Below are 26609 nucleotides of genomic sequence, written 5' to 3'. Positions count from 1 at the left end.
CCGCCCGATCCGCGGCGCCGGCCGACTCCGCCGCCACGACCGCCGCAAGGTGGCCGTCCGCTTCCGCCGCCGGGAGCGCGTCCGCTGCCGCCGCGCGGTGGCCCGCCGATGCCTCCGCCGAACCGGCCGGGTCCGGTCCCGCCCGGTCGCCCCCGGCCGCCGGTTTCGCAGCCGCCGCCCTTCCGGCCTGGCCCGCCGAGCGGTGGCCTGCCGCTGCCCCCGCCGGGCGCGGCTCCCTTGCCGCCGCCACGGATCGGCGCGCCGGTCCCGTTCCAGCCCGGCGCCGTCGCGCCTCCGCGGCTTCCGTACGGTCCGCGGTTCGCGCAGCCCGCGTTCACGCCTTACGGGGGATACCAAGCCAAGAAGTCGAACGGCGGGGTGATCGCGGCGATCGCGATCGTGGCCGTGATGGCGGTGATGGGCGGCCTGCTCATGGTGGTCACCATCGCCAACGGCGGGTCGCGCCACGTCGCGGACGTCGGATACTCGAGCTATCCGACGACGTCGGCTTCCTCTTCGGACTACACGACGACCACCTCCAGCGACACGTCGACCACGAGCACCCGATCGCGCGATTCGACCACCGCACGCGAGACTTCGGCGGGTTCGACGCGTGAGACGTCGGCCAGCCGCGCGCCGTCCGGCCCGCGGCCGCATCTCAAACTGGCGGACAACCCGCTGTGGCTCGATTCCCGGGTCGGCCTGCCGAACCAGCCGTGCAACCTCGCGCGCTGGGCGAACAACCCGGACGCGGCAGCGGCCTTCTTCGAGAGCGCGCGGCCCTGTCTGGACAGCGTCTGGCGGCAGGTCATGGACTACACGAAGCTGCCGTTCCGGGTCCCGACCGTGAAGTACCCGTCCGGCAAGAACTGGTCGAGCCCCTGCGGCGACGCCAGCAATGGTTCCGTGGCGGCGTTCTACTGCTCGCAGAACGAGACGCTTTACATGCCGTACGAAGGCCTTCAGGTCCCCCAGTACGGCAACCGGCCAGGGGTTTATCTGGCCCTCTACGCCCATGAGTACGCGCACCACATCCAAGCGCTTTCCGGTATTTCGGAGGCTTATTGGACCGCGCGGTACGAAGCGGGCACCGATTCGGCGGCGGGCCTGGAGATGTCGCGGCGCAACGAGCTTTCGGCGCAGTGTCTTTCCGGGACGTTCCTGGGATCGACGGTGGGGCGCGGCGGCTCGGTCGACCAGGCGATGTATCGCGACGCCTGGCAGACCCAGGACCGCGGCGACCACAACGGCGGCCCGCGCGACCACGGCTCCGACGCGCACGCGGTCTCGTGGTGGCAGCACGGCGCGCAGAAGAACCGGATGTTCGAGTGCAACACCTGGGCGGCGAAGTCGGCCGACGTTTCCTGACCGGTCCGTGAAGGCCTCCTTCCCTATTTTGAGGGTCGATGCCAGGAACTCAAGGTCGGCGGGGCGGTTGGGTTTCTGGCGTATTTCCCCTGGTCGGGTCGCGATCCAGGGACGGCGGGGTGACTCTGGCTGTGGCATCCGCGGGAAGTGGTCGTGGTCTCGCGTCGTTCGGTTGGTCGGAGTACGTGAAGGCCCCCTTCATTGCGCTAGGCGCAATGAAGGGGGCCTTCACGTACTGCACAACTCGACCAACCAGGTACTAATAAGACAATTCGCCGTGGCAGCCGTCCTTTGTGGACAGCGGTAAGCATGGGGTATCGCCAGCTTAAGTTCCTGGCATTGCCTTTGAGTGTAGGAAAGGAGGCCTTCGCGGACTTTGGGGCAGGTCAGCCCGGCGGCGTGAAGGGGTTCTCCGGAGCCGGCGGAGGCGCGGGAGCGGGAGCGGGAGCGGGAGCGGTCGGCTGTGGATAGGCCTGCGGCCCCGGCGCGGCGGGCATGGGCTGTCCGTACTGGACCGGCGGTTGCAGCTTCGCCTGGTCTCGCCGCCGTCGCTCCGCCAGCACAGCCGACAGGTACGCCCACGACGGCACGTCCGGCGGCACCGGCGCCCCGATCGCCTCCGCGACCTGGTGCGCCAGCCCGTACCCGAGCGCTTCGACCGCTTCGGGGCGAAGCTCGCTCGTCCGGCTCAGGTACTGCCGGACGGCCAGCGCGAGATCGTTCGAAAGCCGGGTCAGGTCCAGCTGTGAGGCCCAGTACGCCAGCTGCGGCGGCATCCCGACGTACGGCGTCCTGGCGGCGGGCATGCGTTCCCGGATCACCAGCGTGCCCGCGAGGTAGTCGCCGACGCGGCGGCCGTTGGGCGAAAGCAGCGACGTGACCACCGCCACGACGCCGAGCATCCCGAGCGCCCAGAAGTCGATGAAGAACCCGGCGAGCCCGCGCACCAGCGCGTGCCGGAACCGCACCGGGCCACCGTCGGTGCGGACCACCCGCAGGCCGAGCGCCATCTTCCCGAGGGTGCGGCCGCGGCTCAGAGTCTCGGAAAGCACCGGGTAGCCGACCATGATCAGCACGACGGTCACCAGGAACAGGGTCAGCGCCAGCGCTTCGTCACCGAACGCGGCGACCTGGCTCAGCACCAGCATCGCGATGATCAGCGCGATGAGCTGGAGCGCGACGTCGAGCATCATGGCGAGCCCGCGGCTGGCCAGTTTCGCCGCGCGGACGTCCAGGACGACGGCCTCGCCGGTGACGAGTTCGGACTCTTGTTCCACCGAGCAAGCGTAGTGACGAATAGGCTGGGCGACCAAGGACGATCGCCGGGAGGGCTCCGAGTTGGACGTGGACGTGTTCGTCGCCGCGCATCAGGCCGAATGGAACCGGCTGCGCGAGCTCGTCGGCCGCGCCGGGAAGCTCAGCGGCCCGGACGCCGACGAGCTGGTGACGCTGTACCAGCGCGTCGCGACACATCTGTCGATCATCCGCTCGGTCGCGCCCGATCCCGTGCTCGTCGCGCAGCTGTCCGGTCTGGTCGCGAAGGCCCGCTCGGCCGTCACCGGTTCGCACAGCCCGGCGTGGCGCGAGTTCGGCCTCTTCTTCACCCAGCGGTTCCCGGCGGCGCTGTACCTGAGCCGGCGCTGGTGGCTCGCGTCGGCGGCGGCGTCGATCGCGGTGATGGCGATCGCGGCGGTGTGGATCGCCGGTGACCCGCAGGTGCTCGCGTCGCTGGCCTCGCCGGAGGAGTTCAAGGACCTGACGGCGCCGGGCGGGAAATACGAGACGTACTACTCGTCCGATCCCGCGGGGTCCTTCGCCGCGCGCGTCTGGACCAACAACGCGTGGGTGGCCGCGACCTGCCTGTTCCTCGGCGTGGTGCTGGGGGTCCCGGTGATCTACGCGCTCTGGGCGAACTCCCTGAACCTCGCGATCGGCGCGGCGCTGATGTCGTCGGCCGGACGGCTCGACGTGTTCTTCGGCCTGATCCTGCCGCACGGTCTGCTGGAGCTGACCGCGGTGTTCGTCGCCGCCGGGACGGGGCTGAAGCTCGGCTGGACGGTCATCGACCCGGGACGCCGTTCCCGGACGGCGGCGCTCGGCGAGCAGGGCCGGTCGGTCGTGGTGATGGCGCTGGGGCTGACCGTGGTGCTGCTGATCTCCGGCGTGATCGAGGGTTTCGTGACCCCGTCGGGCCTGCCGACCTGGGCGCGGATCGGGATCGGGGTGGTCGCGGAGGTCGCCTTCTTGCTCTACGTCTTCGTCGTCGGGCGCCGGGCCGCGAAGGCGGGCGAAGTGGGCGACGTCGACTGGCGTTACGCCGGAGACGCGCGGCCGGAAGCCGGCTGACCTGGGGAAAGAGAGCAAGGGACCTTTGCTACCACTTGCGCCGCGGCCCCGTGTCGCGAAAGCCACTTTCGCGACGTCTGACGTCCCGAAAGTGGCTTTCGCGACGTCCCCGGCAGCCCCGCCGAGGCCCTGACCTGCGGAAAGAAAGCAAGGGACCTTTGCTACCACTTGCTCAGCAGGTGCAGCTGCCCTCGAAGGTGATGCTGTTCCCGTCCTCCAGGCTCGCGCTGCCCGTGAACCGGATCTCGAACTCGCCGGGTTCGGTCAGCACGATCTTCGGGCTCGCCGCCGAACCGTCGGCCCCGGTCTTCGCGGTCGCCGTCTCGGCACCGCCTTCGAAGACCAGCACGTTCTTCGGCCGCGCCGCGCGGACGAAGAAGTTCACCGGCACGTCGGCCGCGGGCTGGCCGTTCTCCCCGACCACGCGCACCACGAACGGCTGACCGGGCGTCTTCGTCGACAGCCGTTGCCCGTTCCCCGACAGGATCGCGAGTGTCCGCACGCCGGCCGCCCAGGTGTTGGAGAGTCCGGACAGCGAACACACCTCCTGGTAGAGCCGGGCCCCGGCGACCGGCGCCTCCGCGGTCAGGCACCGGGCCGTCGCCACGTTCGCCAGCAGCACCAGCCCGGGCAGCCCGGCGTTGCGACGCCATTGCTGGTGCCGGTCCTTGCCGTCACACGCCACGAGCTTGACGCCGACACCGTCGACCGGGCTGATCGCCGAAAGGCACTGTCCACTCGCGACATGCTGGTACGAAAGCGCGGTCTTGTCGTACACCCACTGCGCGCCCGCGTCCTTCGCGTCGGCGAGGGCGAGCTTGCCGTCGGCCGCGGCCAAGGAGAGGGTGCCGCCCCCGTCGGCGAGGTGGACCGGTGTCCCGGCCGGCTGCGCGGAAGCGGGCACCCCGGACAGCATCACCGAAACCACCGCGAAGAACAGCACGAACCTGCGCAAGCCTGAGCCCCAATCGTGTCGGTCCGGATCTCCTTCCGAGCTAACCGCCCACGACCGCCTCCGCCAACCGTCACCACTCCATCGGGTTCAGCCCGCCATCAAAGCCGCCCGGCCGCCTTCAACGCGAGATACCGGTCCGCCAGCCGCGGCGGCAGATCCTCGGGCACGGCGTCGACGACCTCGACCCCGTGCCGCGCCAGCCGCGCGGTGACCTGGCGCCGTTCGGCCAGCACACGCTCGGCCGCGGCCGCGTCGTAGACGGCTTCCGCGTCGCCACGGCCCGCCGCCATCTCGGCGACCCGGGGGTCGGCGACCGAGGCGATCATCAGCTGGTGCCGCGAAGTCAGCTTCGACAGCACCGGGAACAGGCCTTCTTCCAGCGGCGCCGCGTCGAGCCCGGTCAGCAGGACGACCAGCGCGCGCCGCCGGGTCCGCCGCAGCACCTCCGCGACCATCCCCCACGCGTCGGTCTCGACCAGCGACGATTCGAGCGGGGCCATGGCGTTCACCAAGGCGGGCAACAGCTCCGACGATCCCTGGACCGCGGCGTGGACCTGCCGGTCGTAGGCGAGGAGGTCGACGCGGTCACCCGCCCGCGCGGCGAGCACGGCCAAAAGCAGTGCGGCGTCCATCGCCGCGTCGAGCCGGGGAGCGTCGCCGACGCGGCCGGCGGAAACGCGGCCCGTGTCGAGCACCAGCACCACCCGCCGGTCGCGTTCCGGGCGCCAGGTCCGCACCATGACGTCGGACGCGCGCGCCGAAGCCCGCCAGTCGATCGACCGGACGTCGTCCCCGATCACGTACTCGCGAAGGGAGTCGAATTCCGTGCCCTGGCCCCGGATCAGCACCGCGTTGCGGCCGTCGAGCTGCTGCAGCCGCGCGAGCCGCGAAGGCAGATGCTTGCGGCTGTGGAACGGCGGCAGCACCCGCACGGTCCACGGCACGTCGTGCGAACCCTGCCGCGCGGCGAGCCCCAGCGGCCCGGTCGACCGCACGGTCACCCTCGCCGCGATCCGGTCACCGCGGCGGGTCGGCAGGAGCCGCGTGGTCACGACCCGGCGTTCGCCCGGGGGCAACGTCAGCCGGTGCCGGTCGTCCGCGCCGGCGCTGGGCGGCCACGCGTCCCGCAGCCACGCGCGCACGGGACGGCCGCCGGGATTGGCCACGGTGAGCGTGACCTCGCACGCCTCCCCCAGCCGCACCGACGTCGCGCCGGAGCGCGCGAATTCCAGCCGCCGCACACTTCCGGCGAGCAGGAGATCCAGTACCACCAACAGCAGCAGCACCGCCGCGGCCAGCCCGATCCCGGCCCACGAGGGCAGCAGGAAACCGACCACCGGCGCCACGAGGAGCGCCAGCAGCCCGAGCCGCCCGGTGACGGCCATCAGCGCGGAACGGGCACGGACGCGAGGACCCGGTCCAGCACGCCGTCGGCGGTCGCGCCTTCGAGTTCGGCCTCGGGCCGCAGGTCGAGCCGGTGCCGCAAAGCCGGGCGGGCCAAGGCTTTGACGTCGTCCGGGGTGGCGTAGTCGCGTCCGGCGAGCCACGCCCACGCCCGGGTCGCGGCGAGCAACGCGGTCGCGCCACGCGGGGAGACGCCGAGCCGCACGGACGGCAGCGAGCGCGTCGCCCGGCAGACGTCGACGATGTAGGCGAGCACCTCGGGGCGCACGGTGACCCCGGCGACGGCGCGCCGCGCGGCGTCGAGCTGGGCGGCCCCGGCGACCGGCGTGACCCCGGCGGCGCCGAGGTCACGCGGGTCGAAACCCTGCGCGTGCCGGGAAAGAATGCCGAACTCGTCCTCGCGGGACGGCATCGGCATGGTCAGCTTCAGCAGGAACCGGTCCAGCTGCGCCTCGGGCAGCGGGTACGTGCCCTCGTATTCGACCGGGTTCTGCGTCGCGATGACGATGAACGGGTCGGGCAACGGCCGCGTCTTGCCGTCGCTGGAGACCTGGCGCTCCTCCATCGCCTCCAGCAGTGAGGACTGGGTTTTCGGCGGGGTGCGGTTGATCTCGTCGGCCAGCAACAGGTTCGTGAACACCGGGCCCTCGCGGAACGAGAACTCGCCGCTGTGCGCGTCGTAGACGATCGAACCGGTGATGTCGCCCGGCATGAGGTCCGGCGTGAACTGCACCCTGGTCGTCTGCAGGTCCAGCGCGGCCGCCAGCGCCCGCACCAGCAGGGTCTTCGCCACGCCGGGCACGCCTTCGAGCAGCACGTGTCCCCGGCACAGCAACGCGATGATGAGCCCGGTGACGGCCGCGTCGTTACCCACCACAGCCTTTCCGACCTCGGTACGCAGCGCGATCAGCGCCGCCCGCGCGTCGGCCGCGGCGTCCACATTGGACTGTTCGGTACTCAAGACCGCTCCACCTCTCGTTCCACGACATCGAGTCCGTCCGCCAGCCGCACCAGCGCGGCGTCGTCGGCGGGCGGTTCCCCGTACAACAGCGCGCCGATCTCCGCGGGCGCCCGGCCGGTCCGCGCGGCGACGGACTCCACGAGCGCGGCCGGTTCGGCGTCGCGGGTAAGGCCCAGCAACGGCCGGAGCCGCGCGCGGGCCGCCTCCCGCAGGGTTTCCCCGGCGTGCGCGGCGGCTTTCGCCTTGCGATACAACCTCGCCCGCCCCTCGGTGGCTTCCGCCGCGCGGACCACGACCGGGATCGGCTCGGTCACCACCGGCCCCAGCCGCCGCGAACGCCACAGCGCCAGCAGCACCACCGCGACCCCGGCCTGCAACGCCGCGTACGACCAGCCCGCCGGGATGAGTTCGGACAGCGGCTTCTTCTCCGTCTCCAGCGACGGGTCGGCGGCCGTCGGCAGGTACCAGACCAGCCGCTCGTGCTTACCGAGCAGCCGCATCGCCAGCGCCGCGTTGCCCTCGTCGGCCAGCCAGTCGTTGGTCAGCGGGGCGGGGGTGCCGAGCACGGTCACCGTCCCTTGTGGACCCGGGACTTCGAGGTACGTGCCGCCGTAGCATTCCCGCGCCCTCGGCTGCGTGGCCGAGTACTTCAGGCCGCCCATCGTCGCGTTCCCCGCCGCGACGGGATCCTCGGCCTCGCAGTCGGGCGGGCGGGTCTCGGTCTCGGCCTGGCCGTTCACCCGCACACCGGGAAGGATCTCTTCGACCGTCCCGGGGCTCGGCTGCACCAGCACGACGTGCTCGGCGTTCTGCCTGATCTCCGTGAAGGCGCTCTTGGGCACGTACTCGGGCCGGGTTATCAGGACCGTCGCACCCCGCGCGACCCCCTTGGCCTCGGCGGCGGTGCGCACGATCGGGATCTTGACGCCTTCGCGTTCCAGCAGGGTCGCCAGCGCGCGGCTTCCGGCGGGCTCGTACGAACCCGGCTCGAGCGCGCCGGTGGTCTGATCGCCCCGCAGGAGGACGAGCAGCGTCCCGGTCAGCACGATCAGGAGCACGACGGCGAGCGGGAGCCGCACCCCGCGCCAGATCCGCTGGGCGTCGGGCGAGACCGAGGTCATCCGGCCGCCAAGGCGACCGGCCTGGCACGACGGCAGCGTTCGTCCAATTCGGACAGTTCGCGGTAGCCCGCCTCCGTGGCGGGGATCCCGCCGTAGTGGACGTCGTCGAACGATCGGGCGCCCGCGCGCAAGGGAACGGCGACGTCGGGCAGCAGCCGTCCGGCTTCGATCGCGGCCTCGTCGGCGGTCCGTCCCGACTTCTCGTCCAGCAGCGCGCGCTCCTCCAAGGACCGCACCACGGCACGGAACCGCTCACGGACGGCGTCGTCGAAGTCACCGCGCGCCGCGGCCTCCTCGGCCGCCCTGCGATGTTCGCCGGAAGCCTTGCGCTGCCCGGCGAACACGGCTCGCCCGCGCTTGGCCGACGTCGCCAGCGGACCGGACTTGAGCCGGATCACCACGACCAGCACGATCAGCACCACGACCAGCAGCAGCACGGCGAAGATCCCGCCGGGCACCGCGCTGTCGACCTTTTCGAGGAAGCCCAGCAGCTTCTCGACCACCCAGTTGAACGCTTCGGACAGCCAGCTCGGCCTCGCGGCCTGATAGGCCTCGCCCGAGAGCTCCTCGGCCGCGCGCAGCCGGGCGGTGTCCCGGTCGATGTCGACCGGGACCTCGGTGAAGAAGCGCGTCACCATGCCTGCGGCGGGGGCGGCGTCGCGATCCCGGCCGCGCGGGCCAGCTCGATGTCCATGCCCTCACGGCGCATCCGCTGATCGATGTAGAGGATCACGGTGACCAGCGCGGTGAAGGGGCCGACGATCGTCTGCGCGATCACCGTGCCCACCGACTGCAGGATCAGATCGCCGGTCGACGGGACGTACATCTGATCCAGGTCGCCGAAGATGGACAGGAAGGCGCTGAAGCTGAACGGGATCGTGATGATCGACGCCAGGAACGACGAGATCACGGTGGCCAGCAGCAGGATGCCGAAGACCCGCCAGAACATCCCCGACACCAGCTTCACCGACCGGCGGAACGCCTCCATCACCGTGCCGCGTTCGAGGATGAACGCCGGGCTGGCCAGCGCCCAGAAGGTGTAGGGGATGATCGCGGGCAGCAGGCAGAAGATCGCGGCGACCATGATCGCGATCGTGTAGAGCACGGTCAGGCCGAGCAGCGGCAACAGCCGCGGCGTCGCCTCACGCAGTGCCTCCTTGAAGGTGACCGGCTTGCCCAGCACGGCCTTGCCCATCAGCACGGTCAGGAATCCGGTGAGGACCGTCGTCCCGAGCAAGGTGGCGACCAGGCTGATCGACGACGAGGCCAGCGTCCCGCCGAGGACGCCGAGCATCTGGTTCATCAGTTCCTGATCGGTGGCCGCCGGGCCGAGATCGCGCATCCGCTCCAGGTCGGCGGTGGTGTCGACCAGCAGCAGCCCGACCAGGTTGATGGCCGCGGTGAGCACGGCGGTGACCGCGGCGGCACCGAACACCATGCGCCAGTACTTGCGCATGGCGGTGACCGCGCCGTCGAGGATGTCGGTGAGGTTCAGCGGACGCAGCGGGATGACGCCGGGCCTGCCGAGACCGACCTTCCAGTTCGGATACTGCTGTTGCTGCGGCGGCTGGTACGACGGCAGCGGAGTCGCCCCGGACGGGGACTGCCACTGCTGCTCCGGCGCCGGCGGCGGCACTTCACCCTGCGGCGGCGTCGGTGTGTCCGCCTGCGACTGTGCTGGTTCCCCCGCCTTCGGCTGTGCTGGTTCCCCCGCCTTCGGCTTCGGCATCTCGGTGCCTTCAGGCCCGGACGGTCCGCCGGTCTCCGTCATGCGACAGCCCCTTACCCGTTCACGTTGCTTGCGCCCACTCTTCCAGAGGGTCCGACACCCAGCCAGAGCTGGGGGGACGACACTGATGGGTGACCGCTCGCCTCACGCTGGATACCCTCTGCAGCCGAGCTGTGGGTGGGGACACCGTTAGCTCGTTATGCTGAACATCGGGCCGGGTACCCCCGGTTCGCCCCTAGAACCACCGGGACCGACTTGATGACGCAACCGCCCCACGGCCAGTGGCCGCCACGCGGCGCCGTCCAGCCACCGCCGGTGCACGGCCAGCACCCTGCCCAGTGGCACGGCGCGCCGCACCACTTCCCGCCTCCGCCACCGCGCAAGTCCGTGGGCGCGATCATCGGTATCTGCCTCGGCGCGGTCGCGGTGCTGGTCCTCGGCCTGGTGGCGATCGTGTCACTCAATCGTGACGACTCCGATCACGTAGCGAACGCGGGCTACAGCACGCTGCCGAACACGACGTCGCGGGCGGAACTGCCGCCGAGCGGGTCCTCGTCGCCCTCGTCCTCGACGAACCCGTTCCCGACGTCGCCGTCCAGGGCGCCGTCCTCGTCGAGCGGGCCGCAGAAGATCCTCAAGCTCGGCGATCACCCGATCCTCCAGGACCCCAACGCCGGCCTGCGGAACCGGGTCTGCACGCTGCCGCAGTGGCAGAGCAGCCAGCAGGCCGCCGAGGCGTTCTTCACCGCGGCCGGCAAGTGCCTCGACAACGCCTGGGGCCCGTTCCTCGACGCCTACGACCTGCCGTTCACCCCGCCCGCACTGCACTTCCCGACCGGGGCCAGCTTCGAGACCGAATGCGGCACGATCCAGGTGGGCATCGCGACCGCGGCGTACTACTGCGAGAACAACCTCTACGTGCCGTTCCGTGGCCTTCAGACCGACCAGTACGGCAACAACCCCGGCGTCTACCTGGCCCTTTTCGCGCACGAGTACGGGCACCACGTGCAGGAGGTCGCCGGGCTGATGGACGCGGCCTGGCAGAAGATCTACGACGCCGGCCAGAACAGCCCCGCCGGGCTGGAGATGTCGCGGCGCAAGGAACTCCAGGCGCAGTGCTTCTCCGGGATGTTCCTCGGCGCGCACGTCGACCAGGGCGGCACGGTCAGCCGGGACATGTACAACAAGGCCTGGAACGACCAGGAGACCCGGGGCGACAACACCTCGCGCAGCCAGGACCACGGGACGAACGCGCACTACGCGTCCTGGTGGCGGGCGGGTGCGAGCAACAACCGGATCGCCGACTGCAACACCTTCTCGGCTCCGTCGAGCGCTGTTTCCTGAGTCTCGGAAGTACGTGAAGGCCCCCTTCATTGCGCTAGGCGCAGTGAAGGGGGCCTTCACGTACTTGGGGGTGGGTGCCGCTCACCGAGGGATGCAGCGCCGTGGGCGATTCCGGCTTGCCAGCGCCAGGACGCCGACTGTGTGGATTTTGGGGCGTTGGATGACCCGTCGTGATCGGTCCGGTCATGGTGGGGTGTGTGGAAATAGGGACATTGAACGTCCCTCTTTCCACACACCTCTCACCCTCGGTAACGCTCACGCGCCCTCGGTCACGTCGAGTAGCTGGCGATCAGGCCGTCACCGGCACCCGCGGCCCACGCACCACCAGGAAGACGTACATCCCGCCCGCGAAGCAGCTGAACACCAGCAGCGCCAGCCCGAGCGGACGCCGCGCGTCGCTCGCTCCCGCCGTCGCCTCGGCCGCGTGCACGGCGACCACATCACCCGAAGCGCCGTCGGGGACGACGACCTCGATGCGCTCGCCCTTGCCGTGGCCGCAGCCGTTGAGCGAACCCTCCATCGGCTTCCCGCCGAACTCGAACTTGACCTTCTCGGAGGTGCCGCCGCCCGAGCAGGGCGCGGGCTCGACGACCTCCGCCCGCACGGTCGTCCCCTTGGTCTCGTTCGAGATGCCGAACAGCCCCGGCCCGGCGAACCACGCCAGGAAGATCACCAGGAGGCCGACCCCGGCCGCCACGGCCAGGGAGTTCCACCCCGGGGTGAGCCCTCTGGCGGGGTCCGATCGCTTGCGCACGAACGCCATGCTCCCAGAACCGCGCGGCAAAACACAGGAGCCCGCCTGGGCGGTAGCAGCGGCAGAACAAGAGGAGCCCACTTGTCCAGGCAGGGTGATAGCAAAGGTCCCCCGCTACCGCTCGATCGTCTCCGCGGAGGTCACCTTCCGGATGTACAGCAGCTTGTCCCCCGGCTCGATCGCGTCCGCCTGCGGCGCGTCCACCCGATACAGGACACCGTCGCGGACGACGCCCAGCACGATGTCCGGCAGATGCCGCGGCGAACCGCCCTCTTCGGACGGTTCCACCGGGCGTTCGGCGATCGCGAGACCGGACTCGGGGGTGAGCAGGTCCTCGACCATGTCGACCACCAGCGGCGTCGACGTCGCCATGCCGAGCAGGCGCCCGGCGGTTTCGCTCGACACCACGACCTGGTTCGCGCCCGACTGCTTGAGCAGGTGGACGTTCTCCGCTTCCCGCACCGACGCCACGATGTGCGACTTCGGCGCCAGCTCGCGGGCGGTCAGCGTGACCAGCACGGCGGTGTCGTCGCGGTTCGGGGCGACGACGACGGCGCGCGCCCGCTGCACCCCGGCGACGCGCAGCACGTCGGCGCGGGTGGCCGAGCCGTGCACGGTCACCAGGCCGAGTGACGTGGCCGCTTCGAGGGCCTGCTGGTCGGTGTCCACGACGACGATGTGATCGGGTTCGACGTTCTCGTCCCCGAGCAGCGCGTTGACCGCCGACCGGCCCTTCGTGCCGAATCCGACGACGACCGTGTGGTCACGCACTTTCGTCCTCCACTTTTGGATCTTGAACGCCTGGCGGGAGCGCTCGGTGAGCACTTCGAGTGTGGTACCGACCAGGACGATGAGGAAGAGCACCCGCAGCGGGGTGATCACCAGGACGTTCACCAGCCGCGCGGACGGCGTCGCGGGCGCGATGTCGCCGTAACCCGTGGTCGACAGCGACACGGTCGCGTAATAGAGGCTGTCGAGGAAGGTGAGCCCGTCGCCGTTGGCGTCGCGGTAGCCGTCCCGGTCGAGGTAGACGATCAGCACGGTCGCGAGGAGGGCGAGCACCGCGCCGATGATCCGTTTGAGGATCGACCGCAGCGGGCTGACCGTCAGTTCCGGCATCCGGATCACACCGACGAGCTCGTGGTCCGGGCGGTCGCTCAGCCTGACCGGGAAACGCTTGAGAACCCTCATGCACAGGCTCCGGCCTGGTCCGCGTCACTCACGGTCGGGAGGATAGCCGAAGATCCTCCCCTTGAGCGCGGTATGCGAAGCTCAGGGCATGTCTTCGGAATCCAAGCCGTCCCAGCGGCCCGCGTATTTCCTCGCCGGCCTGCTCGGCGCGGCCGGTGTGCTGCACTTCGTCCAGCCGAAGCCGTTCGACGCCATCATCCCGAAACAGCTCCCCGGCTCTCCGCGCGCGTGGACCTACGGCTCCGGCGTGGCCGAGCTGGGCGTCGCCGCCGCGGTCGCCAACCCGAAGACCCGGCGGCTCGGCGGGCTCGCGGCCGCGCTGCTGTTCGTCGTGGTGCTGCCGGGGAACGTGAAGATGGCCGTCGACGCCGACCGCCGGAAGGCCCCGAAGCACTGGCGAGCGGCCTTCTGGGCCCGTGTCCCGCTTCAGATCCCCCTGGTGACCTGGGCGCTCAAGGTCCGCGACCGCGCCTGACCCCCGCGTTTCGTCCTCTAGTTGCGGTAGTTGCACGCGCAAGGACCGCAACTAGAGGACGAAACGCTAGATCGTCGGGACGCTCCTCAGGAGCTGTCGCAGGCCTTCCGCGTCCAGCAGGTCCGCCGGACGGACGGTCTTGTCGTGTTTCACGTAGTGGAACGCCGCCCGGACCTTCTCCACCGGCACCTTCTTGAGCGCCGCCCACGCCAGCCGGTACGCCGCCAGCTGCACGGCCAGCGGTTCGAGCCGGTCCTTGTCCGGCACGGCGCCGGTCTTCCAGTCGACGACGGTCCAGCCGCCGTCCGCGTCGGCGAACACGGCGTCCATCCGCCCGCGCACCGTCACGCCCACCACGTCCGCCGAGAACGGGACTTCGACGGCGTGCGGCACCCGATGCGCCCACTCGCTCTTCTCGAACGCGGTCTGCAACGCCTCCAGCTCGGTATCGGGCGCCTCATCGACGTCCGCCGCCCCCGGCAGGTCGTGGATCTCCAGCAACTGCTCGCCACCGAACCGCTGCTCCAGCCAGCCGTGGAACGCCGTCCCCCGCCGTGCGTAAGTGTTGGGCCGCACGGGAAGCGGCCGCCGCAGTCGTTTGGCCAGCGCGGCGGGATCGGCCGACAGCTCGACCAGCTGGCTCACCGAGAGATGCGGCGGCAGGACGACCTGCTGCACGCGATCGCGCGCCCGTGCGCGCTCCTCCAGCAGCACCTTGGTGTCGGAGATCCAGCCGTCCGGATCGTCCTCTTCCTCCTCCTCGGCGTGCTCGGCCTCCTCCATCGCACCGAGCACCAGGTCGACGCCGTTCGTGACGCCTTCGCGCCGCGGCCACAGCGGATCGACCGGCCATCGTGACCGGCGGGAGTCGGCGACCAGCGGGTTCTCGCCATCGGTCTCCGGCTCGTCGGCCCAATGTTCGATCCGGCCGACCGAGTTCGCCCGCATCACCTCGCCGATTTCGAGCAGGAACTCCGACGGCCCTTTCGGCCGCGCGCTGCTCTCGTTCCACCAATGGCCGGAGATCAGCATCGTGTGCTCGGAGCGGGTCAGCGCGACGTAACAAAGCCGCCGCTCCTCGTCGGCTTCACGCGCGACGAAGCCTTCTTCGTGCAGCTCCAGCGCTTCCTGGACTTCCTTGCGGTCCGCGCCTTCGGGGATCCGCAGCTCCGGCAGGTCCTCCGAGTCGCCGCGCAGCGCGGCGGGCAGCGAGGTCGACGTCCGCAGCCACGACGACGAACGCCGCCGCCCGGGGAAGACCTCCTTGACCAGATGCGGGATCGCGACGATACGCCATTCCAGCCCCTTGGCCGAATGCACCGTCAGCACCTGGACCCGGTCCGGGACGACCTCGACCTCGCCGGGAGTGAGCCCGTCTTCCGCGTGCGCGGCCGTATTCAGATAGTCCACAAAGGACAAAAGAGTGGCCGTCGGCGACGTCTCGGCGAAATCGGTGACGACGTCGGCGAAGGCGTCCAGATGCGCGCGCCCGGCGGGCCCGGGGCGGGCCAGCGATTCGACGTCGAGCAGCATCGTGCGTTCCACGTCGGCGACCAGTTCGGGCAGCGATTGGTCCAGCCGACGCCGCAACGCCGAAAGCTCGCCGCCGATCTTCCGGATCCGCCGGTAGCCCTCCGGCGAATACCGCTCCGGCGTCCCGGGGTCGTCGATGGCGTCGGCGAGCCCCGCCTGCTCGACCCGCTCGGTCACCAGGACCGGTTCATCCACATCGGACTTCCCCGAGGGTGGCACCGGCGACGACAGTTCGCCCGCGCGGCGCCACAACGCCGCGAGATCGGCCGCCGCGATTCGCCAGCGCGCCCCGGTGAGCAGCCGCGCCGCCGCGCTGCCCGCGAGCGGATCGGCGAGCACGCGCAACGTGCTCACCAGATCCGCGACCTCGGGTTCGTCGAGAAGACCACCGAGACCGACGACCTCCACGGGCAGCCCGCGTGCCCGCATTTCCGCCGCGATCGGCGCCATGTCGGCACGGCGGCGCACCAGCACCGCGGCCGTCGGCGGTTTTCCGGTCTCCTCCACGGTTTCGAACCAGCGTTTCGCCATCGCGTCGGCCACCCACTCGCGTTCAGCGCGGACGTCCGGAAGCAGCGCGGCGGCGATGTCGGCGGCCCCCGCGCCTTCCAGCGCACGCAGCCGCGCGACACCGAGACCGCGTTCCCGCAACGGTTCCGAGATCGCGTTCGCGAGTTCGAGCACCTCGGGCGGGTTGCGGAAACTGGTCAACAGCCCGAAATCCAGGGCCGGGACGAGCCGTTCGCCGTTGTCACGCGGGAAGTCCGTGGTGAACCGGGGCAGGTTCGCCGCGCTCGCGCCGCGCCAGCCGTAGATGGCCTGCGCCGGGTCGCCCACCGCGGTCACCGGCATCGGCGGATGCTCGACGCCGCCGAACAGCGACCGCAGCAGGATCCGCTGGGCGTGCCCGGTGTCCTGGTACTCGTCGAGCAGGACGGCGCCGTAGCGCTCGCGCTCCCCCGCGACCACCGCGGGATAGCTGCTGGCGAGCTGCGCGGCCAGCGACATCTGGTCGGCGAAGTCGAGCGCGCCTTCGGCCCGTTTCCGCGTGTGGTACGCCTCGACCAGCGGCAGGAGCGCGAGCCGGAACCGTTGCGCGGCCATGACTTCGGCGAGTTTCTGCGGCAACGACGCGCGCTGCCCCTTCGCGCGCGGCGCGTTCTCGATGACCTCGCACAGCCACGACGTGTACTCCGCGAGCCGTTCGGTCTCGACCAGATGCTCGCCGAGCTCCCCGGCCAGCGCCAGCAGTTGCGCCGTCACCGTGGCGGGCACGCGATCGGTGTCGAGATCGTTGTCCCAAGTGGACACGACGCGATGCGAGAACTGCCACGAGGACGTCTCCGAAAGCAGCCGGACGCCGGGCTGGACGGGCAGCCGCAGGCCGTGTTCGGACAGCAGCCGTCCGGCGTACGCGTGATAGGTGAGCACCGTCGGTTCGCCCGCGGTCACCGTGGTACGCAGGTCGCCGGTCGGGTCGATCTTGTCGAGCAGGCCCGATCCGACCAGGCGGCGCAGCCGGGTGCGGACGCGTTCGCCGAGCTGGCGGGCGGCCTTGCGGGTGAAGGTCAGGCCGAGCACGCGCTCCGGCGGGACGACACTGTTGGCCACCAGCCACACCACGCGCGCGGCCATCGTCTCGGTCTTGCCCGCGCCGGCGCCCGCGACGACCAGCGACGGTTCTATCGGCGCGGCGATCACCTCGGCCTGTTCGTCGGTCGGGCTGTGCAGGCCGAGCGCGCGGGCGATCTCGCCCGGCTCGACCTGCCGGCGCTGGAGCTCGGAGATCACGGGCCGGTCACCTGCCTGCCCTCGGGCCGCAGCGGACAGCAACCCCTTGCCGGGCAACGATCACAGTCCGGGTTCTCGGTGACGCCGTACTCGGGCCCCGCGGCGGATCCGGCCGCCGAGCGCACCAGTTCGAGCCACTGCTTGCCGCCGTCTTCGTCCAGCGGCGCCTGCTCGCGCTGAGTCGATCCGGTCTTGTTGTTGGACTTCGCGACGTAGACCAGCCGCGCTCCACCGGGTTTCGAGCCTCCCTCGACCGCACCGAGCAGCACGGCGAGCTGGTACGCGGCGAGCTGCGGATGCTGTTCTGCGTCGGCGGCGGAGATCGGGACCTTGCCGGTCTTGATGTCGATGACGACCGGACGGCCGTCCTTGTCCATCTCCACGCGGTCTACGCGGCCGCGCAGGAGCACGCGGACGTCGCTGGTGTCACTGTCGCCGACCGGCAGCTCGACCTCGATGTCCTGTTCCACCCCGGCTTCGATCAGCTCCTTACGGCTGGATTCCAGCCAGGTGATGAAGTTCCGCAGCATCTGCTCGACCCGCGACCGCTCGCGGCGCGAGAACCACGGCGCCCCGGCGTCGACCCGCACCCACGCTTCGTCGAGGGCCGCGCGGATCTGTTCGTCGCTGCTGCCGCCCGCGACCGCCTGCGCGAGCCCGTGCACCAGCGTTCCGGTGACGGCCGCGAGCTGCGCCGGGTCGCTGCCGCCGTGGCGTTCGATCAGCCACCGCAGCGGACATTTGACCAGAACCTCCACAGTGGACGGTGAGATCCGGATGAGGTCGCCCGGCCCGTGCACGGGTTCGCCAGTGGAAGGCTCCAGCAGGCCGTACCAGGTGCCCGGATGCGCGCCCGGCACCCCGGCGGCGGCCAGTTTGGCGAGCTGACGCGCCGCGCGCTGCCGCCTTTCCGGATCGCTTGCCTCGTCGCAGACGACCTCGCGCAGCTCCCCGACCAGTTCGGCGAGCACCAGCGAGCGCCCGGCCGGCTTCATCCGCGAGTCGAGCCCGCCGTCGTCCGCGCCGTTCTCCTCCAGATCGTCGATGAACCGCGAGGGCTGCTCGTCCTCCCCCGCGACCGCGCTGACCAGCAACGTCTTCCGCGCGCGGCTCGCGGCGAGGTAGAACAGCCGCCGCTCTTCGGCGAGGATCGGCGCGGTGGCGGACACCTTTTCGTCGTCGACACCGGACATGAGGTCGACCAGCCGCTCGACGCCGAGCACGGAACCACGCAGCCGCAGATCCGGCCAGCTGCCCTCCTGGACACCGGCGATGGCCACGACCGTCCACTCGCGACCGGCGGACGCGTGGGCGGTGAGCAGCGAAACACCGTCGCTCTTCATGGCCGCGGGCGCCAGCGTGTCACCGGCGATGTTCTGCGAGGACAGGTAATCCGCGAACGAGGCGACACTCGCCTTCGGCAGCCTGTCGACATAGCGACCGGCCGCGTCGAACAGCGCGACGATCGCGTCGAGATCGCGATCCGCCTGGGAGCCGAGGGAACCACCTCGATCGACGAACCGCAGCAGGCGGTCCTCCAGGCCGCTGGCCTGCCAGAGATCCCACAGCACCTGCTCGACGCCGTCCCCGCGCACCACGGCCTGGTGCGCCGCGTGCAGCAGACCGCCGATCCGGCGCATCGGCAGCGCCTCGGCGTCGGCGAGGCCGGTGAGGACATCGTTGGCGCGTAAGGCTTCCACCAGTAGCTCGTCGCTGGACCGTTGTCCGCCGCCCGCGAGCTCCAGCCTGCGCAGGCCCCGACGCAGCCTTCGCAGGGCGAGCGGATCCGCGCCGCCCAAGGGCGAGGAGAGCAGCATCTCGGCGAGGTCGACGTCCAGCAGCTCCGGATCCGCGGCGAGCCGTAGCATCGCCAGCAGAGGACGAACTGCGGGCTGCTTCGCGAGCGGCAGCTCTTCGGTGGCGGAGCCGATGGGCACCCCGGCCGCCCGCAAAGCACGTTGCAGGACAAGGAAAGTACGGGCGGGCGACCGGACGAGCACCGCCATCTCCGACCACGGCACGCCGTCGACGAGATGCGCGCGGCGGAGCTGATCGGCGATCCAGCTCGCCTCCGCGGCCGGAGTCGGCATCAGGCGGACCCGGACGGCGCCGCCCTCGGCGTCCGGCGCGTCGACCAGTTTGCGCTGCGGTGACGAACCGGGCAGCACGGAACCGAGTTTCGTGACGGCCGTGCGGATCACCGGGGCGAGCCGGTGTGCCGTGGTCAGCAGGACCGTGCGCTCGCCGTCCTCGTCCGCGCCGGCGAACAGGCTGGGATCCGCGCCACGGAAGGAGAACACGGACTGATCGGGGTCGCCCGCGACGACGAACTCGTCGGCCGCGTGCCCGATGAGCCGGATGAGCTGCGTCTGCAACGGGTCGAGATGCTGCGCGTCGTCGACGAACAGGTGCCGGACGCGGCGCTGCTCGCGTTCACGCAGTTCGGGGTCGTCCTCCAGGGCGAGCAGCGCGGAAGTGACCAGCTCGGCGGCGTCCAGCGCGGGCGCGCTCGCGACGCCGAGCGCGTTGCCGCCCGCGCCCTGAAGCAGCGTGACCTCTTCGTACTGACTCCAGAAGCGCCCGGCCGCGATCCACTCCTCGCGGCCACGCCGCCTGCCGAGTTCGACCAGATCCTCCGGGCCGAGCCCGCGTTCGGCGGCGCGGAGCAGGAGGTCTCGCAGCTCTTCGGCGAACCCGGGCACGTTCAACGCTGGCCGCAGCTGCTCCGGCCAGTCGAGCGCGCCCTCTTCGAGGTCGCCGGCGAGCAGGTCTCGGACGACGACGTCCTGCTCCGCCCCGGCCAGCAGGCGGGGCGGCGGAAGATCGTCGGCCTGCGCCTCCATCCGTAACAGTGCGTACGCGTACGAATGCACCGTGCGCACGAGCGGCTCACGGATCGTGCGCGGCAGCGGATCCTCTTCCGGGTCGGTGGTGAGACGGTGGGTGATGTCGGCACGCAGGACCTCGGCCGCCTTGCGGGAGGTGGTCAGGATGAGGACGCTCTCCGGATTCGCGCCCTCGGCGATACGCCGTGACGCCGCCGACGCCAGCAAGGCCGTCTTGCCCGTGCCCGGCCCGCCGAGGACGCGGCGGAAGCCGTCCGGGGCGGCCAGCAGGCGGCGGGCGCCGGAATCCCACTGGAAGGACGGCGTGCCGGTGACCGGCGTGCGGACCAGCCGCGCGTCGGTTCCTGCCGCTGTTCGCCGCCCGTTCACGCCCACGATGGAACCACGCCCCGCCGACACAACCTCGCAGCGGCACGGCAAAGTGGTCCCATGGATGACGAACTGCACGAGCGGGTGCGCGAGGTCATCGCGAGTGTGCCCGCCGGCTCGGTCGCGACTTATGGGGATATAGCGTCGGTTTCGGGGGCGCCGTCACCGCGGCTGGTGGGCCGGATCCTCGGCGAGGACGGCCACGATCTGCCTTGGCACCGCATTCTGCGAGCCGACGGGACACCGGCTCCCCACCTTCTCGGCGAACAGCTGCAACGGCTGCGCGCGGAGGGCGTCATCCCCGACGGCCAGCGCGTCGACCTGCGGAAATACCGGTGGCAACGTGATCCCGATGACGACCCTGGTCCCGGCGCTCTCTTTTAGGTTAGCCTCCCCTAATGAGCTACATCGAGGCGAAGGTGACCGGCGTCCGGCGGCTCACCCCGCATATGAGCAGGGTGACCTTCTCGGGGGCGTCGCTGGTGGACCATGCGCCCGACCAGTACCTGAAGGTGTTCTTCCCGCAGCCCGGCCAGGCGGAGCCCGTGCTGCCCGCGCCGCTGGCCGGCGACGAAGTGCTGTCCTGGTACCGGACCTACCTCGCGATGCCCGACGACGTCCGCCCGGCGATGCGCACGTACACCGTGCGCGCGCTGCGACCGTCGGAGCAGGAGGTGGACATCGACTTCGTGCTGCACGGCGACGAAGGCCCGGCCTCCGCGTGGGCTTCGCGCGCTTCGGAGGGTGATCGGGTCGCTTTCCTCGGGCCGCACGGGCTCTACGACGTCCCTCCGGAGACGACCTGGCAGCTGCTGGTCGGCGACGAGACCGCGATCCCGGCGATCGGCGCGATCGTCGAGGCGCTGCCCGCCGGGACGCGAGCACTGGTCTACGTCGAGATCAGTGATCGCGAAGACCGGCAGGTCTTCGAAACGCAGGGAACCGTCGAGCTGCACTGGGTCGTGCGGGACTCGGGCCCCGTCGGCGACGCGGTACTCGAAGCCGTGCGGAAGGCGGAGCTGCCGGGCGGGACGCCGTACGCGTGGATCTCCGGCGAAGCGAACATGGTGAAGCTGGTGCGCCGGCACCTCGTGCGGGAGCGCGGGGTCGACAAGCGGGCGATCTGCTTTACCGGGTACTGGCGGCAAGGGGTCAGCGAAGAGGCCGCCGGGCGTGAAGCGATGCAGCAGGCGGAGGCGGGAGAGGTTCCTTCGCCCGAGGAGGACTGAGGGGCTACTCGGGTTGTGTCATGAAAGGGCCGTTCAGGACGTTTTTCGTCCTGAACGACCCTTTCATGACACCGGGAGACGAAACCTGGCCCATCGCGCGTGTGGAGAGCAAGGGACCTTTGCTACCGCGGCGGCTGGGGGTGTGTGGAAATAGGGACGTTGAGTGTCCCCATTTCCACACACCCAGCACTCCGCGTAACGCCGCCTACCGACCGTGTGGATTTTGGTGCGTCAGATGACCCGAAACCCACACAGTCACCGCGCCGACCTGCGAAAAGGGAGCAAGGGACCTTTGCTACCACTTACGTAGCCATGCTAACCAAGTGAGAGCAAAGGTCCCTTGCTCCCCCGCGCGCACGGAAGTCCGTGAAGGCCTCCTTCCCTACCCTGAAGGTAGTGAAGGAGGCCTTCACGGACCGGAGCGACCAAAGCTCAGTGCGGCACCCAAAGCGTCACCCGCGTCCCCCGCCCCGGCTGCGAATCGATCGTCCCCCGCCCGCCGACCTCCGCCAGCCGCGCCATGATCGACTGGCTGATCCCGAAGCCCGGCGGCCGGTCCAGCATGCTGAAGCCGGTCCCCTGATCCCGCGCGATGACCGCGACGCCGCCTTCGCATTCCTCGACGCGAAGCACGACCTGGTTCGTCCCGGCGTGCTTCACGGTGTTTCGGAGCGCTTCGCGGACGGCGTCGCGGATGGCGGTCCGGCGCGCGTGCGAGAGCCGGTAGTCCTGTTCGGTCTCGGCGGCGACGAGTTGCGTGCGGAGGCCGTCGCGCGCCATTTCGGTGGCGACCTCGGCGAGGTCCGCCGCGAGGCCCCGGGCCGACGGAGCGTCCGGACCGCTCAGTTCGCGGCGCAGTTCGGCGGCCTGCGCCCGTGCGGTGGCGCGCATTTCGGCGAGCCGTTCCGCAGCGGCGGAATCGTCGTCCGGTGCCTCCAGTCCCATCGCTTCCAGCGTCTGCAAAACGCTGTCGTGCATCACCCGCTGGGTCCGCAGGCGTTCGGCGCGCTGCCCTCGGCGTATCCCGATCCCCAGCGCGAACCGGGTCCCGACGCCGAGCAGGATCAGGATCCCCGCCGTGGTCACCATCGCCACGACGAGCGCGACCATGCACCCCACCGACCGGCTCACCGCGAGCGGATGGTCGATCGGCAGTCCGCCGATCCAGGTCAGGAACGCCCGGAACGGCACGGCCGTGATCACCAGCACGAGCGCCGCCGGCAGCCCGAACGACAGCGTCCACAACGCCACCGTCCCGACCATCCACGTCCACGCGACGTCGACGGCGAACGGCTGGATGTCGGCGGGCGCCGCGGCGGCCACGATCGTCGTGAGCACCACGCCCACGGCGAGATCGGCGTACATCAGCCGCCCGGACGTCTTCGCCCGGATCCCGCGGCCCCGCACCACCCACCAGACCGCGAGGACGTTGAGCAGCACCCCGACGATCGTCGTGCTCAGCACGGGGACGATCCCCGCCGATCCGTTCGAGACCAGGAAACCGATGTACACCTTCGGGAACGCGGCCACCCGGTAGAAGATCGGGCCGAGCGCCGAATACCGGATCGCGCGCATCAGCAGCGTGTCCGCGGAGTCTTCCCGATAGCGCCAGTCGGGAACGGAATCGGGATCCGGCGCTTCGTCGGCCGGGCTCGCGCCCAGTACCGAAGAGCCCTTTCGCAACATCGCGCGCACGAACGTGACCGATTGAGACTCGGACATCCGCCGCCCTCCCCGCGTCCGATGCGTCGAGCCTGGCAAAGCGGACTTCCCGCGTCAAGACGGCCGAATGCGCAGCTCCGCGACGAGAAGTTTGACCAACGCGCCGAGCCGCTGACGTTCGGGCTGGACGGTCGGTACCCCGGCCGCTTCCAGGGGCGCCGCGGTCACCGGTCCGACGCACGCGCACAGCACCGGACCGCGCAGTGCGGCAAGGAGTTCCTCGCGACGCGCCCCTGCCAGCGTCAGCAAATTCGCGGCGGCCGGAGCGGAGGTGAACGCCAAAGCGTGCACACGCCCGGAAAGGACACTTTCGACGAGTTCGTGCACAGGTGTGACGTCAGCGGGCGAAAGCCAGCGGTACGGCTGCGCCTGGACGACTTCCGCGCCCGCGTCCCGGAGTGACCCGGTGAGTTCCGGCAGGAGGGTGCCGTGCAACTGGACCGCGACCCGTTCCCCGTGCACCCCGGCGTCGCGCAAGCCTTCGAACAGTTCGGCGTTGCTCTCCTCCGGCGCGGAAAACTCCTCCCGGAGGCCGAAACCACGCACCGCGCCCACCGCCTTCGGGCCGCGCGCGAAGATCCGCGACGCCGCCAGCCGCTCCAGCAACCGCTCGTGCAGGCCCCAGTCTTCGGCGGCCGAAAGCCAGCCACGGAATCCGGCGCCCGTGGTGACCGCGGTGAAGCCGACCGGCCGGGACAGCACCGCCTCCGTCGCCGTCCGAAGTTCGGTGTCGTCGGGCAACGGGACGATCCGGATGGTGGGCGCGTGCAGGACGGTCGCGCCGTGCCGCGTTAGCGCGCCGATGAAGTCGTCGGCCCGCCGCTCCGCGGTGATCCCGATCGTGATGCCGTCCAGGTCAGCCATAAATCGCGCCCATCTTCCCGATCTCCTCCGCCAGCCGCTCGCGCAGCTCCGGCGGTTCGAGCACTTCGAGGTTCCCGCCGAACCGCAGTAGTTCGCCGACCGCCGATTCTCCCGGTTCCACCGGCAGCTCCATCGTCAGCCAGCCGTCTTCGTCCGGCTTCGCGGTGGTTTCCCGCAACGCCCGGGCCCCGACCGCCCCGAGGTAGAACGGCACCAGGACGCGGGCGAACTCGTTGAGCCGGACCACCGCCGTCCGCGAGTACATCCGCTTTTCGAACTGCTCGGACCATTCGTGCCAGTAGCGGGCGAGGTCGAAGTCCGACGGCCGCTCGAAGGTCTCGCCGAGGTCTTCGAGCTCCTCGATCCGGGAAATCCGGTAGGTCCGGTCGCTCCCGTCGCACCGCGCCGCGAGATACCAGTTCCCGGCCTTGAGGATCAGGCCCAGCGGGTCGAGGACACGCTCGACTATTCGCTGCCCCCAGCGTTCGTACCTGACCTTGATCCGCCGCGCGTGCCAGACCGCGTCCGCCAGTTCGGACAGCCGCGGCAGGCTTTCGATCCCGCGATGCCAGCCGGGCACGTCCAGATAGAACCGTTCGGAGATCTTGCTCGCCCCGGCACGCAGTTCCGACGGCATGGCCGCGTGCAGTTTGAGCTGCGCCGCGGCGAGGACCGTGCCCAGTCCGAGCTCGCCGGCCGCACCCGGCAGGCCCGCCAGCGAAAGCGCTTGCGCCTCCTCCTCGGTCAGCCCGGTCAGCCGCGTGCGATAGCCGTCGACCAGCTGATATCCGCCGGTGCGCCCGCGATCGGCGTACACCGGCACGCCGGCCGCGGAGAGCGCCTCGACGTCGCGGTAGACCGTCCGGACCGACACCTCCAGCTCGGCGGCGAGCTCCTCGGCCGTCATCCGGCCGCGGTTCTGCAGCAGGAGGAGGACCGACAGGAGTCTGCTCGCGCGCATGAATCCAGTATCCCCTAAAACCTGACACATCCTGACAGGTATGGCTGACAGGGTGAACCCATGAACACGTTCGCCATGAAGAACTGGGAAGAATCCGTCGTCAGCGGCACGGACGGTGCGCCGCGGGTCGCCTACGCGCACGCCACGCTCGTCTACAGCGGGCTGATCGATGGCGAGTCCGTCCTCGACTACCTGCTGTACTACGCGGGTGAGGGCTACGACGGCGGCGACACGACCTCTCCAGGTCTCGAACGGATCGAAGGCAGCGTGGACGGACGCAAGGGAAGCTTCGTGATCAAGCACGACACCGGGTTCGACGCGAAGGGCATCTCGTCGACGTTCACGATCGTCGAGGGCTCCGGAGCGGGTGAACTCGCCGGGATCACCGGCACCGGCACCACGACCGGCACCCTCGGCGAACCGACGATGTCGTACACACTCGACTACTCGCTTTAAGGAGGACAAGTGCTCGAGGTCGATCGCGAGCAGGTGCTGGCGTACCGGATCGCCGCCCACGGATTGCACCGCGAGGAGACGGATCCGGCCGCGGCGGCCGTGTTCGACCTCGGGCTGCAGGATTCCGTGCGGGACACCGCCCTGCTGGGTCTCGCCGCCCGGATCGACGGCGACATCACGCCCGGTGTCTGGGACGACGACCGTTTCGTGCTCGCGTGGACGCATCGCGGCGCGCCGCATTTCCACCGCCGTGCCGAACTGGACACGATCCGGGCCGCTCTCGTGCCGCTCGACGAGAAGGACGCGATGGCGCGGATCCTGTGGCAGCGCAAGCAGGTCGACGCCGCGGGCATGTCCGCGACCGACGCGTTGTTCACCGCGGCGAAGGCGATCCGAGAGGTCGTCACCGGCGTCCAGACCAAGGGCACGGTGAGCGGCGCGGTCACGAAACTGATCCCCGACGGCCTGTCGTACGCCTGTCGCGGCTGCGGTGTCGTGCACATCTACGAACAGCTGATGCGGGTCGCGTCGATCCACGCCGGGGTGCGGCTGGAGGCGGGCGCGACGCCGGCGACGTTGGCACCGCTGGAAAAGCGGGGACGGCTCAAGACGTCGCCGGACGTCGAGGCGGCCAAACGTGTCGTCGAGGGCTATTTGCGGATCAACGGTCCGGCCGCCCCTGGCGACGCCGCCGGGTACGTCGGGACGACCCGCACCGGGGTCGACGCGATGTGGCCGGACGGCCTGGCCGAGGTCCGGGTCGACGGCAAGAAGGCGTTCCTGCCGGAAGACCGCGTGCCGCTGCTGAAGAAGCCGCCGGATCCGGACGTGGTGCGCCTGCTGCCGCCGCTGGACCCGTTCGTCCAGGCGCGCGACCGTGCGCTGCTGGTACCGGACAAAGCCCGGCAGAAGGAGGTCTGGAAGATCCTCGGCAGCCCCGGCGCGCTGCTGGCCGACGGCGGGATCGCCGGCGTGTGGCGGGCCAAGGCGAGCGGGAAGAAGCGGCTCGACTTCACCGTCACCTCGTTCGACGCCCTCCGCCCCGCCGTGCGAAAGGCGGCGGAGGCGGAGGCCGCCCGCGTCGCCGCCGCCCGGGAGTTCCCCGACCACCGCGTCACCTTTTCCTGAAAGACGTCCCGCATTTCGTCCTCTGGATGCGGTAGTTGCACGCGCAAGGATCGCAACTAGAG

22 protein-coding genes are annotated in these 26609 nt (G+C 70.5%); 8 read left to right on the top strand and 14 right to left on the bottom strand.

Features of this window, described 5'->3' with window-relative positions:
• The first annotated feature begins 108 nt into the window (after window positions 1–108).
• On the top strand, window positions 109–1368 hold the full coding sequence (locus ACOCEP_RS16965) for a neutral zinc metallopeptidase (RefSeq protein ID WP_482339743.1): 1260 nt from the start codon (window positions 109–111) through the stop codon (window positions 1366–1368).
• 386 nt (window positions 1369–1754) lie between these two features.
• Here ACOCEP_RS16965 and ACOCEP_RS16960 read toward each other — a convergent pair whose 3' ends face one another.
• Window positions 1755–2645 (bottom strand): RDD family protein, encoded by an 891-nt coding sequence (locus ACOCEP_RS16960; protein ID WP_482338308.1) that lies wholly within the window; start codon window positions 2643–2645, stop codon window positions 1755–1757.
• Between the two features lie 61 nt (window positions 2646–2706).
• Between ACOCEP_RS16960 and ACOCEP_RS16955 the strand changes: the two genes are divergently transcribed.
• Complete coding sequence (locus ACOCEP_RS16955) at window positions 2707–3714, top strand: stage II sporulation protein M (RefSeq protein WP_482338306.1); 1008 nt, start codon at window positions 2707–2709, stop codon at window positions 3712–3714.
• 172 nt (window positions 3715–3886) lie between these two features.
• Here the strand turns inward: ACOCEP_RS16955 and ACOCEP_RS16950 are convergent, their stop codons facing one another.
• From ACOCEP_RS16950 to ACOCEP_RS16925, 6 genes are all read right to left on the bottom strand, one after another.
• Complete coding sequence (locus ACOCEP_RS16950; RefSeq protein WP_482338305.1) at window positions 3887–4669, bottom strand: hypothetical protein; 783 nt, start codon at window positions 4667–4669, stop codon at window positions 3887–3889.
• A gap of 98 nt (window positions 4670–4767) precedes the next feature.
• Window positions 4768–6054: a DUF58 domain-containing protein gene (locus ACOCEP_RS16945; protein WP_482338303.1), complete on the bottom strand. Its 1287-nt coding sequence runs from the start codon at window positions 6052–6054 to the stop codon at window positions 4768–4770.
• Window positions 6054–7013 carry an AAA family ATPase gene (locus ACOCEP_RS16940; RefSeq protein WP_482339742.1) on the bottom strand — a complete coding sequence of 320 codons (960 nt, stop codon included), beginning with the start codon at window positions 7011–7013 and terminating at the stop codon, window positions 6054–6056. Before ACOCEP_RS16940 ends, ACOCEP_RS16945 begins: the two co-directional genes overlap by 1 nt.
• Before the next feature lie 17 nt (window positions 7014–7030).
• Window positions 7031–8155: a DUF4350 domain-containing protein gene (locus ACOCEP_RS16935; RefSeq protein ID WP_482338302.1), complete on the bottom strand. Its 1125-nt coding sequence runs from the start codon at window positions 8153–8155 to the stop codon at window positions 7031–7033.
• Entirely contained in the window at window positions 8152–8793 is a 642-nt protein-coding gene (locus tag ACOCEP_RS16930; protein ID WP_482338301.1) for a DUF4129 domain-containing protein, read from the bottom strand. Before ACOCEP_RS16930 ends, ACOCEP_RS16935 begins: the two co-directional genes overlap by 4 nt.
• Window positions 8787–9926, bottom strand: coding sequence for a DUF7847 domain-containing protein (locus ACOCEP_RS16925; RefSeq protein WP_482338300.1), 1140 nt, complete (start codon window positions 9924–9926; stop codon window positions 8787–8789). The genes ACOCEP_RS16930 and ACOCEP_RS16925 overlap by 7 nt, the downstream gene beginning before the upstream one ends.
• 216 nt (window positions 9927–10142) lie before the next feature.
• On the opposite strand from ACOCEP_RS16925, the gene ACOCEP_RS16920 reads away from it, so the two are divergent.
• A complete protein-coding gene (locus ACOCEP_RS16920) occupies window positions 10143–11228 on the top strand; it encodes a neutral zinc metallopeptidase (RefSeq protein ID WP_482338299.1) in 1086 nt (361 codons plus the stop codon).
• 289 nt (window positions 11229–11517) lie between these two features.
• Here the strand turns inward: ACOCEP_RS16920 and ACOCEP_RS16915 are convergent, their stop codons facing one another.
• Together ACOCEP_RS16915 and ACOCEP_RS16910 are read right to left on the bottom strand one after the other, a co-directional pair.
• The gene (locus ACOCEP_RS16915; protein ID WP_482339741.1) at window positions 11518–11925 is read right to left on the bottom strand and encodes a hypothetical protein; all 408 of its coding nucleotides are present in this window, start codon (window positions 11923–11925) and stop codon (window positions 11518–11520) included.
• A gap of 171 nt (window positions 11926–12096) precedes the next feature.
• Window positions 12097–13173: a potassium channel family protein gene (locus ACOCEP_RS16910; protein ID WP_340684395.1), complete on the bottom strand. Its 1077-nt coding sequence runs from the start codon at window positions 13171–13173 to the stop codon at window positions 12097–12099.
• Window positions 13174–13261: 88 nt separating this feature from the next.
• On the opposite strand from ACOCEP_RS16910, the gene ACOCEP_RS16905 reads away from it, so the two are divergent.
• Window positions 13262–13648 (top strand): DoxX family protein, encoded by a 387-nt coding sequence (locus ACOCEP_RS16905; protein WP_482338297.1) that lies wholly within the window; start codon window positions 13262–13264, stop codon window positions 13646–13648.
• A 66-nt stretch (window positions 13649–13714) separates the two neighbouring features.
• On the opposite strand, the gene ACOCEP_RS16900 is transcribed toward ACOCEP_RS16905, so the two are convergent.
• Together ACOCEP_RS16900 and ACOCEP_RS16895 are read right to left on the bottom strand one after the other, a co-directional pair.
• On the bottom strand, window positions 13715–16972 hold the full coding sequence (locus ACOCEP_RS16900) for an ATP-dependent helicase (RefSeq protein WP_482338295.1): 3258 nt from the start codon (window positions 16970–16972) through the stop codon (window positions 13715–13717).
• On the bottom strand, window positions 16969–20193 hold the full coding sequence (locus ACOCEP_RS16895) for an ATP-dependent helicase (protein WP_482338294.1): 3225 nt from the start codon (window positions 20191–20193) through the stop codon (window positions 16969–16971). The genes ACOCEP_RS16900 and ACOCEP_RS16895 overlap by 4 nt, the downstream gene beginning before the upstream one ends.
• Before the next feature lie 54 nt (window positions 20194–20247).
• On the opposite strand from ACOCEP_RS16895, the gene ACOCEP_RS16890 reads away from it, so the two are divergent.
• Both ACOCEP_RS16890 and ACOCEP_RS16885 read left to right on the top strand, forming a co-directional pair.
• Complete coding sequence (locus ACOCEP_RS16890) at window positions 20248–20571, top strand: MGMT family protein (protein WP_482338292.1); 324 nt, start codon at window positions 20248–20250, stop codon at window positions 20569–20571.
• Between the two features lie 14 nt (window positions 20572–20585).
• Entirely contained in the window at window positions 20586–21416 is an 831-nt protein-coding gene (locus ACOCEP_RS16885; protein ID WP_482338290.1) for a siderophore-interacting protein, read from the top strand.
• Window positions 21417–21848: 432 nt separating this feature from the next.
• Here the strand turns inward: ACOCEP_RS16885 and ACOCEP_RS16880 are convergent, their stop codons facing one another.
• Genes ACOCEP_RS16880 through ACOCEP_RS16870 form a run of 3 tightly spaced genes read right to left on the bottom strand, consistent with a single transcriptional unit; the run spans window position 21849 to window position 24963 of the window.
• A complete protein-coding gene (locus ACOCEP_RS16880; RefSeq protein WP_482338288.1) occupies window positions 21849–23138 on the bottom strand; it encodes a sensor histidine kinase in 1290 nt (429 codons plus the stop codon).
• A 54-nt stretch (window positions 23139–23192) separates the two neighbouring features.
• Window positions 23193–24002 (bottom strand): uroporphyrinogen-III synthase, encoded by an 810-nt coding sequence (locus ACOCEP_RS16875; protein WP_482338287.1) that lies wholly within the window; start codon window positions 24000–24002, stop codon window positions 23193–23195.
• A complete protein-coding gene (locus ACOCEP_RS16870) occupies window positions 23995–24963 on the bottom strand; it encodes a helix-turn-helix transcriptional regulator (RefSeq protein WP_482338286.1) in 969 nt (322 codons plus the stop codon). The genes ACOCEP_RS16875 and ACOCEP_RS16870 overlap by 8 nt, the downstream gene beginning before the upstream one ends.
• 60 nt (window positions 24964–25023) lie before the next feature.
• Here ACOCEP_RS16870 and ACOCEP_RS16865 point away from each other — a divergent pair, with 60 nt between their 5' ends.
• Entirely contained in the window at window positions 25024–25419 is a 396-nt protein-coding gene (locus tag ACOCEP_RS16865; RefSeq protein ID WP_482338285.1) for a DUF3224 domain-containing protein, read from the top strand.
• Window positions 25420–25428: 9 nt separating this feature from the next.
• Window positions 25429–26547: a DNA glycosylase AlkZ-like family protein gene (locus ACOCEP_RS16860; RefSeq protein WP_482338283.1), complete on the top strand. Its 1119-nt coding sequence runs from the start codon at window positions 25429–25431 to the stop codon at window positions 26545–26547.
• The last annotated feature ends 62 nt before the right edge of the window (window positions 26548–26609 follow it).

The sequence above is a fragment of the Amycolatopsis sp. CA-211722 genome, assembly GCF_056828465.1.
The sequence above is the reverse complement of the archived record's forward strand: the minus strand, read 5'-3'. Positions and strand labels throughout refer to the sequence as shown.

Coding starts and splice junctions, on each gene's coding strand:
- ACOCEP_RS16965 (WP_482339743.1), top strand. CDS start 109: ATGCCTCCGCCGAACCGGCCGGGTCCGGTCCCGCCCGGTCGCCCCCGG.
- ACOCEP_RS16945 (WP_482338303.1), bottom strand. CDS start 6,054: ATGGCCGTCACCGGGCGGCTCGGGCTGCTGGCGCTCCTCGTGGCGCCG.
- ACOCEP_RS16935 (WP_482338302.1), bottom strand. CDS start 8,155: ATGACCTCGGTCTCGCCCGACGCCCAGCGGATCTGGCGCGGGGTGCGG.
- ACOCEP_RS16930 (WP_482338301.1), bottom strand. CDS start 8,793: ATGGTGACGCGCTTCTTCACCGAGGTCCCGGTCGACATCGACCGGGAC.
- ACOCEP_RS16925 (WP_482338300.1), bottom strand. CDS start 9,926: ATGACGGAGACCGGCGGACCGTCCGGGCCTGAAGGCACCGAGATGCCG.
- ACOCEP_RS16920 (WP_482338299.1), top strand. CDS start 10,143: ATGACGCAACCGCCCCACGGCCAGTGGCCGCCACGCGGCGCCGTCCAG.
- ACOCEP_RS16910 (WP_340684395.1), bottom strand. CDS start 13,173: ATGAGGGTTCTCAAGCGTTTCCCGGTCAGGCTGAGCGACCGCCCGGAC.
- ACOCEP_RS16905 (WP_482338297.1), top strand. CDS start 13,262: ATGTCTTCGGAATCCAAGCCGTCCCAGCGGCCCGCGTATTTCCTCGCC.
- ACOCEP_RS16890 (WP_482338292.1), top strand. CDS start 20,248: ATGGATGACGAACTGCACGAGCGGGTGCGCGAGGTCATCGCGAGTGTG.
- ACOCEP_RS16885 (WP_482338290.1), top strand. CDS start 20,586: ATGAGCTACATCGAGGCGAAGGTGACCGGCGTCCGGCGGCTCACCCCG.
- ACOCEP_RS16880 (WP_482338288.1), bottom strand. CDS start 23,138: ATGTCCGAGTCTCAATCGGTCACGTTCGTGCGCGCGATGTTGCGAAAG.
- ACOCEP_RS16875 (WP_482338287.1), bottom strand. CDS start 24,002: ATGGCTGACCTGGACGGCATCACGATCGGGATCACCGCGGAGCGGCGG.
- ACOCEP_RS16870 (WP_482338286.1), bottom strand. CDS start 24,963: ATGCGCGCGAGCAGACTCCTGTCGGTCCTCCTCCTGCTGCAGAACCGC.
- ACOCEP_RS16865 (WP_482338285.1), top strand. CDS start 25,024: ATGAACACGTTCGCCATGAAGAACTGGGAAGAATCCGTCGTCAGCGGC.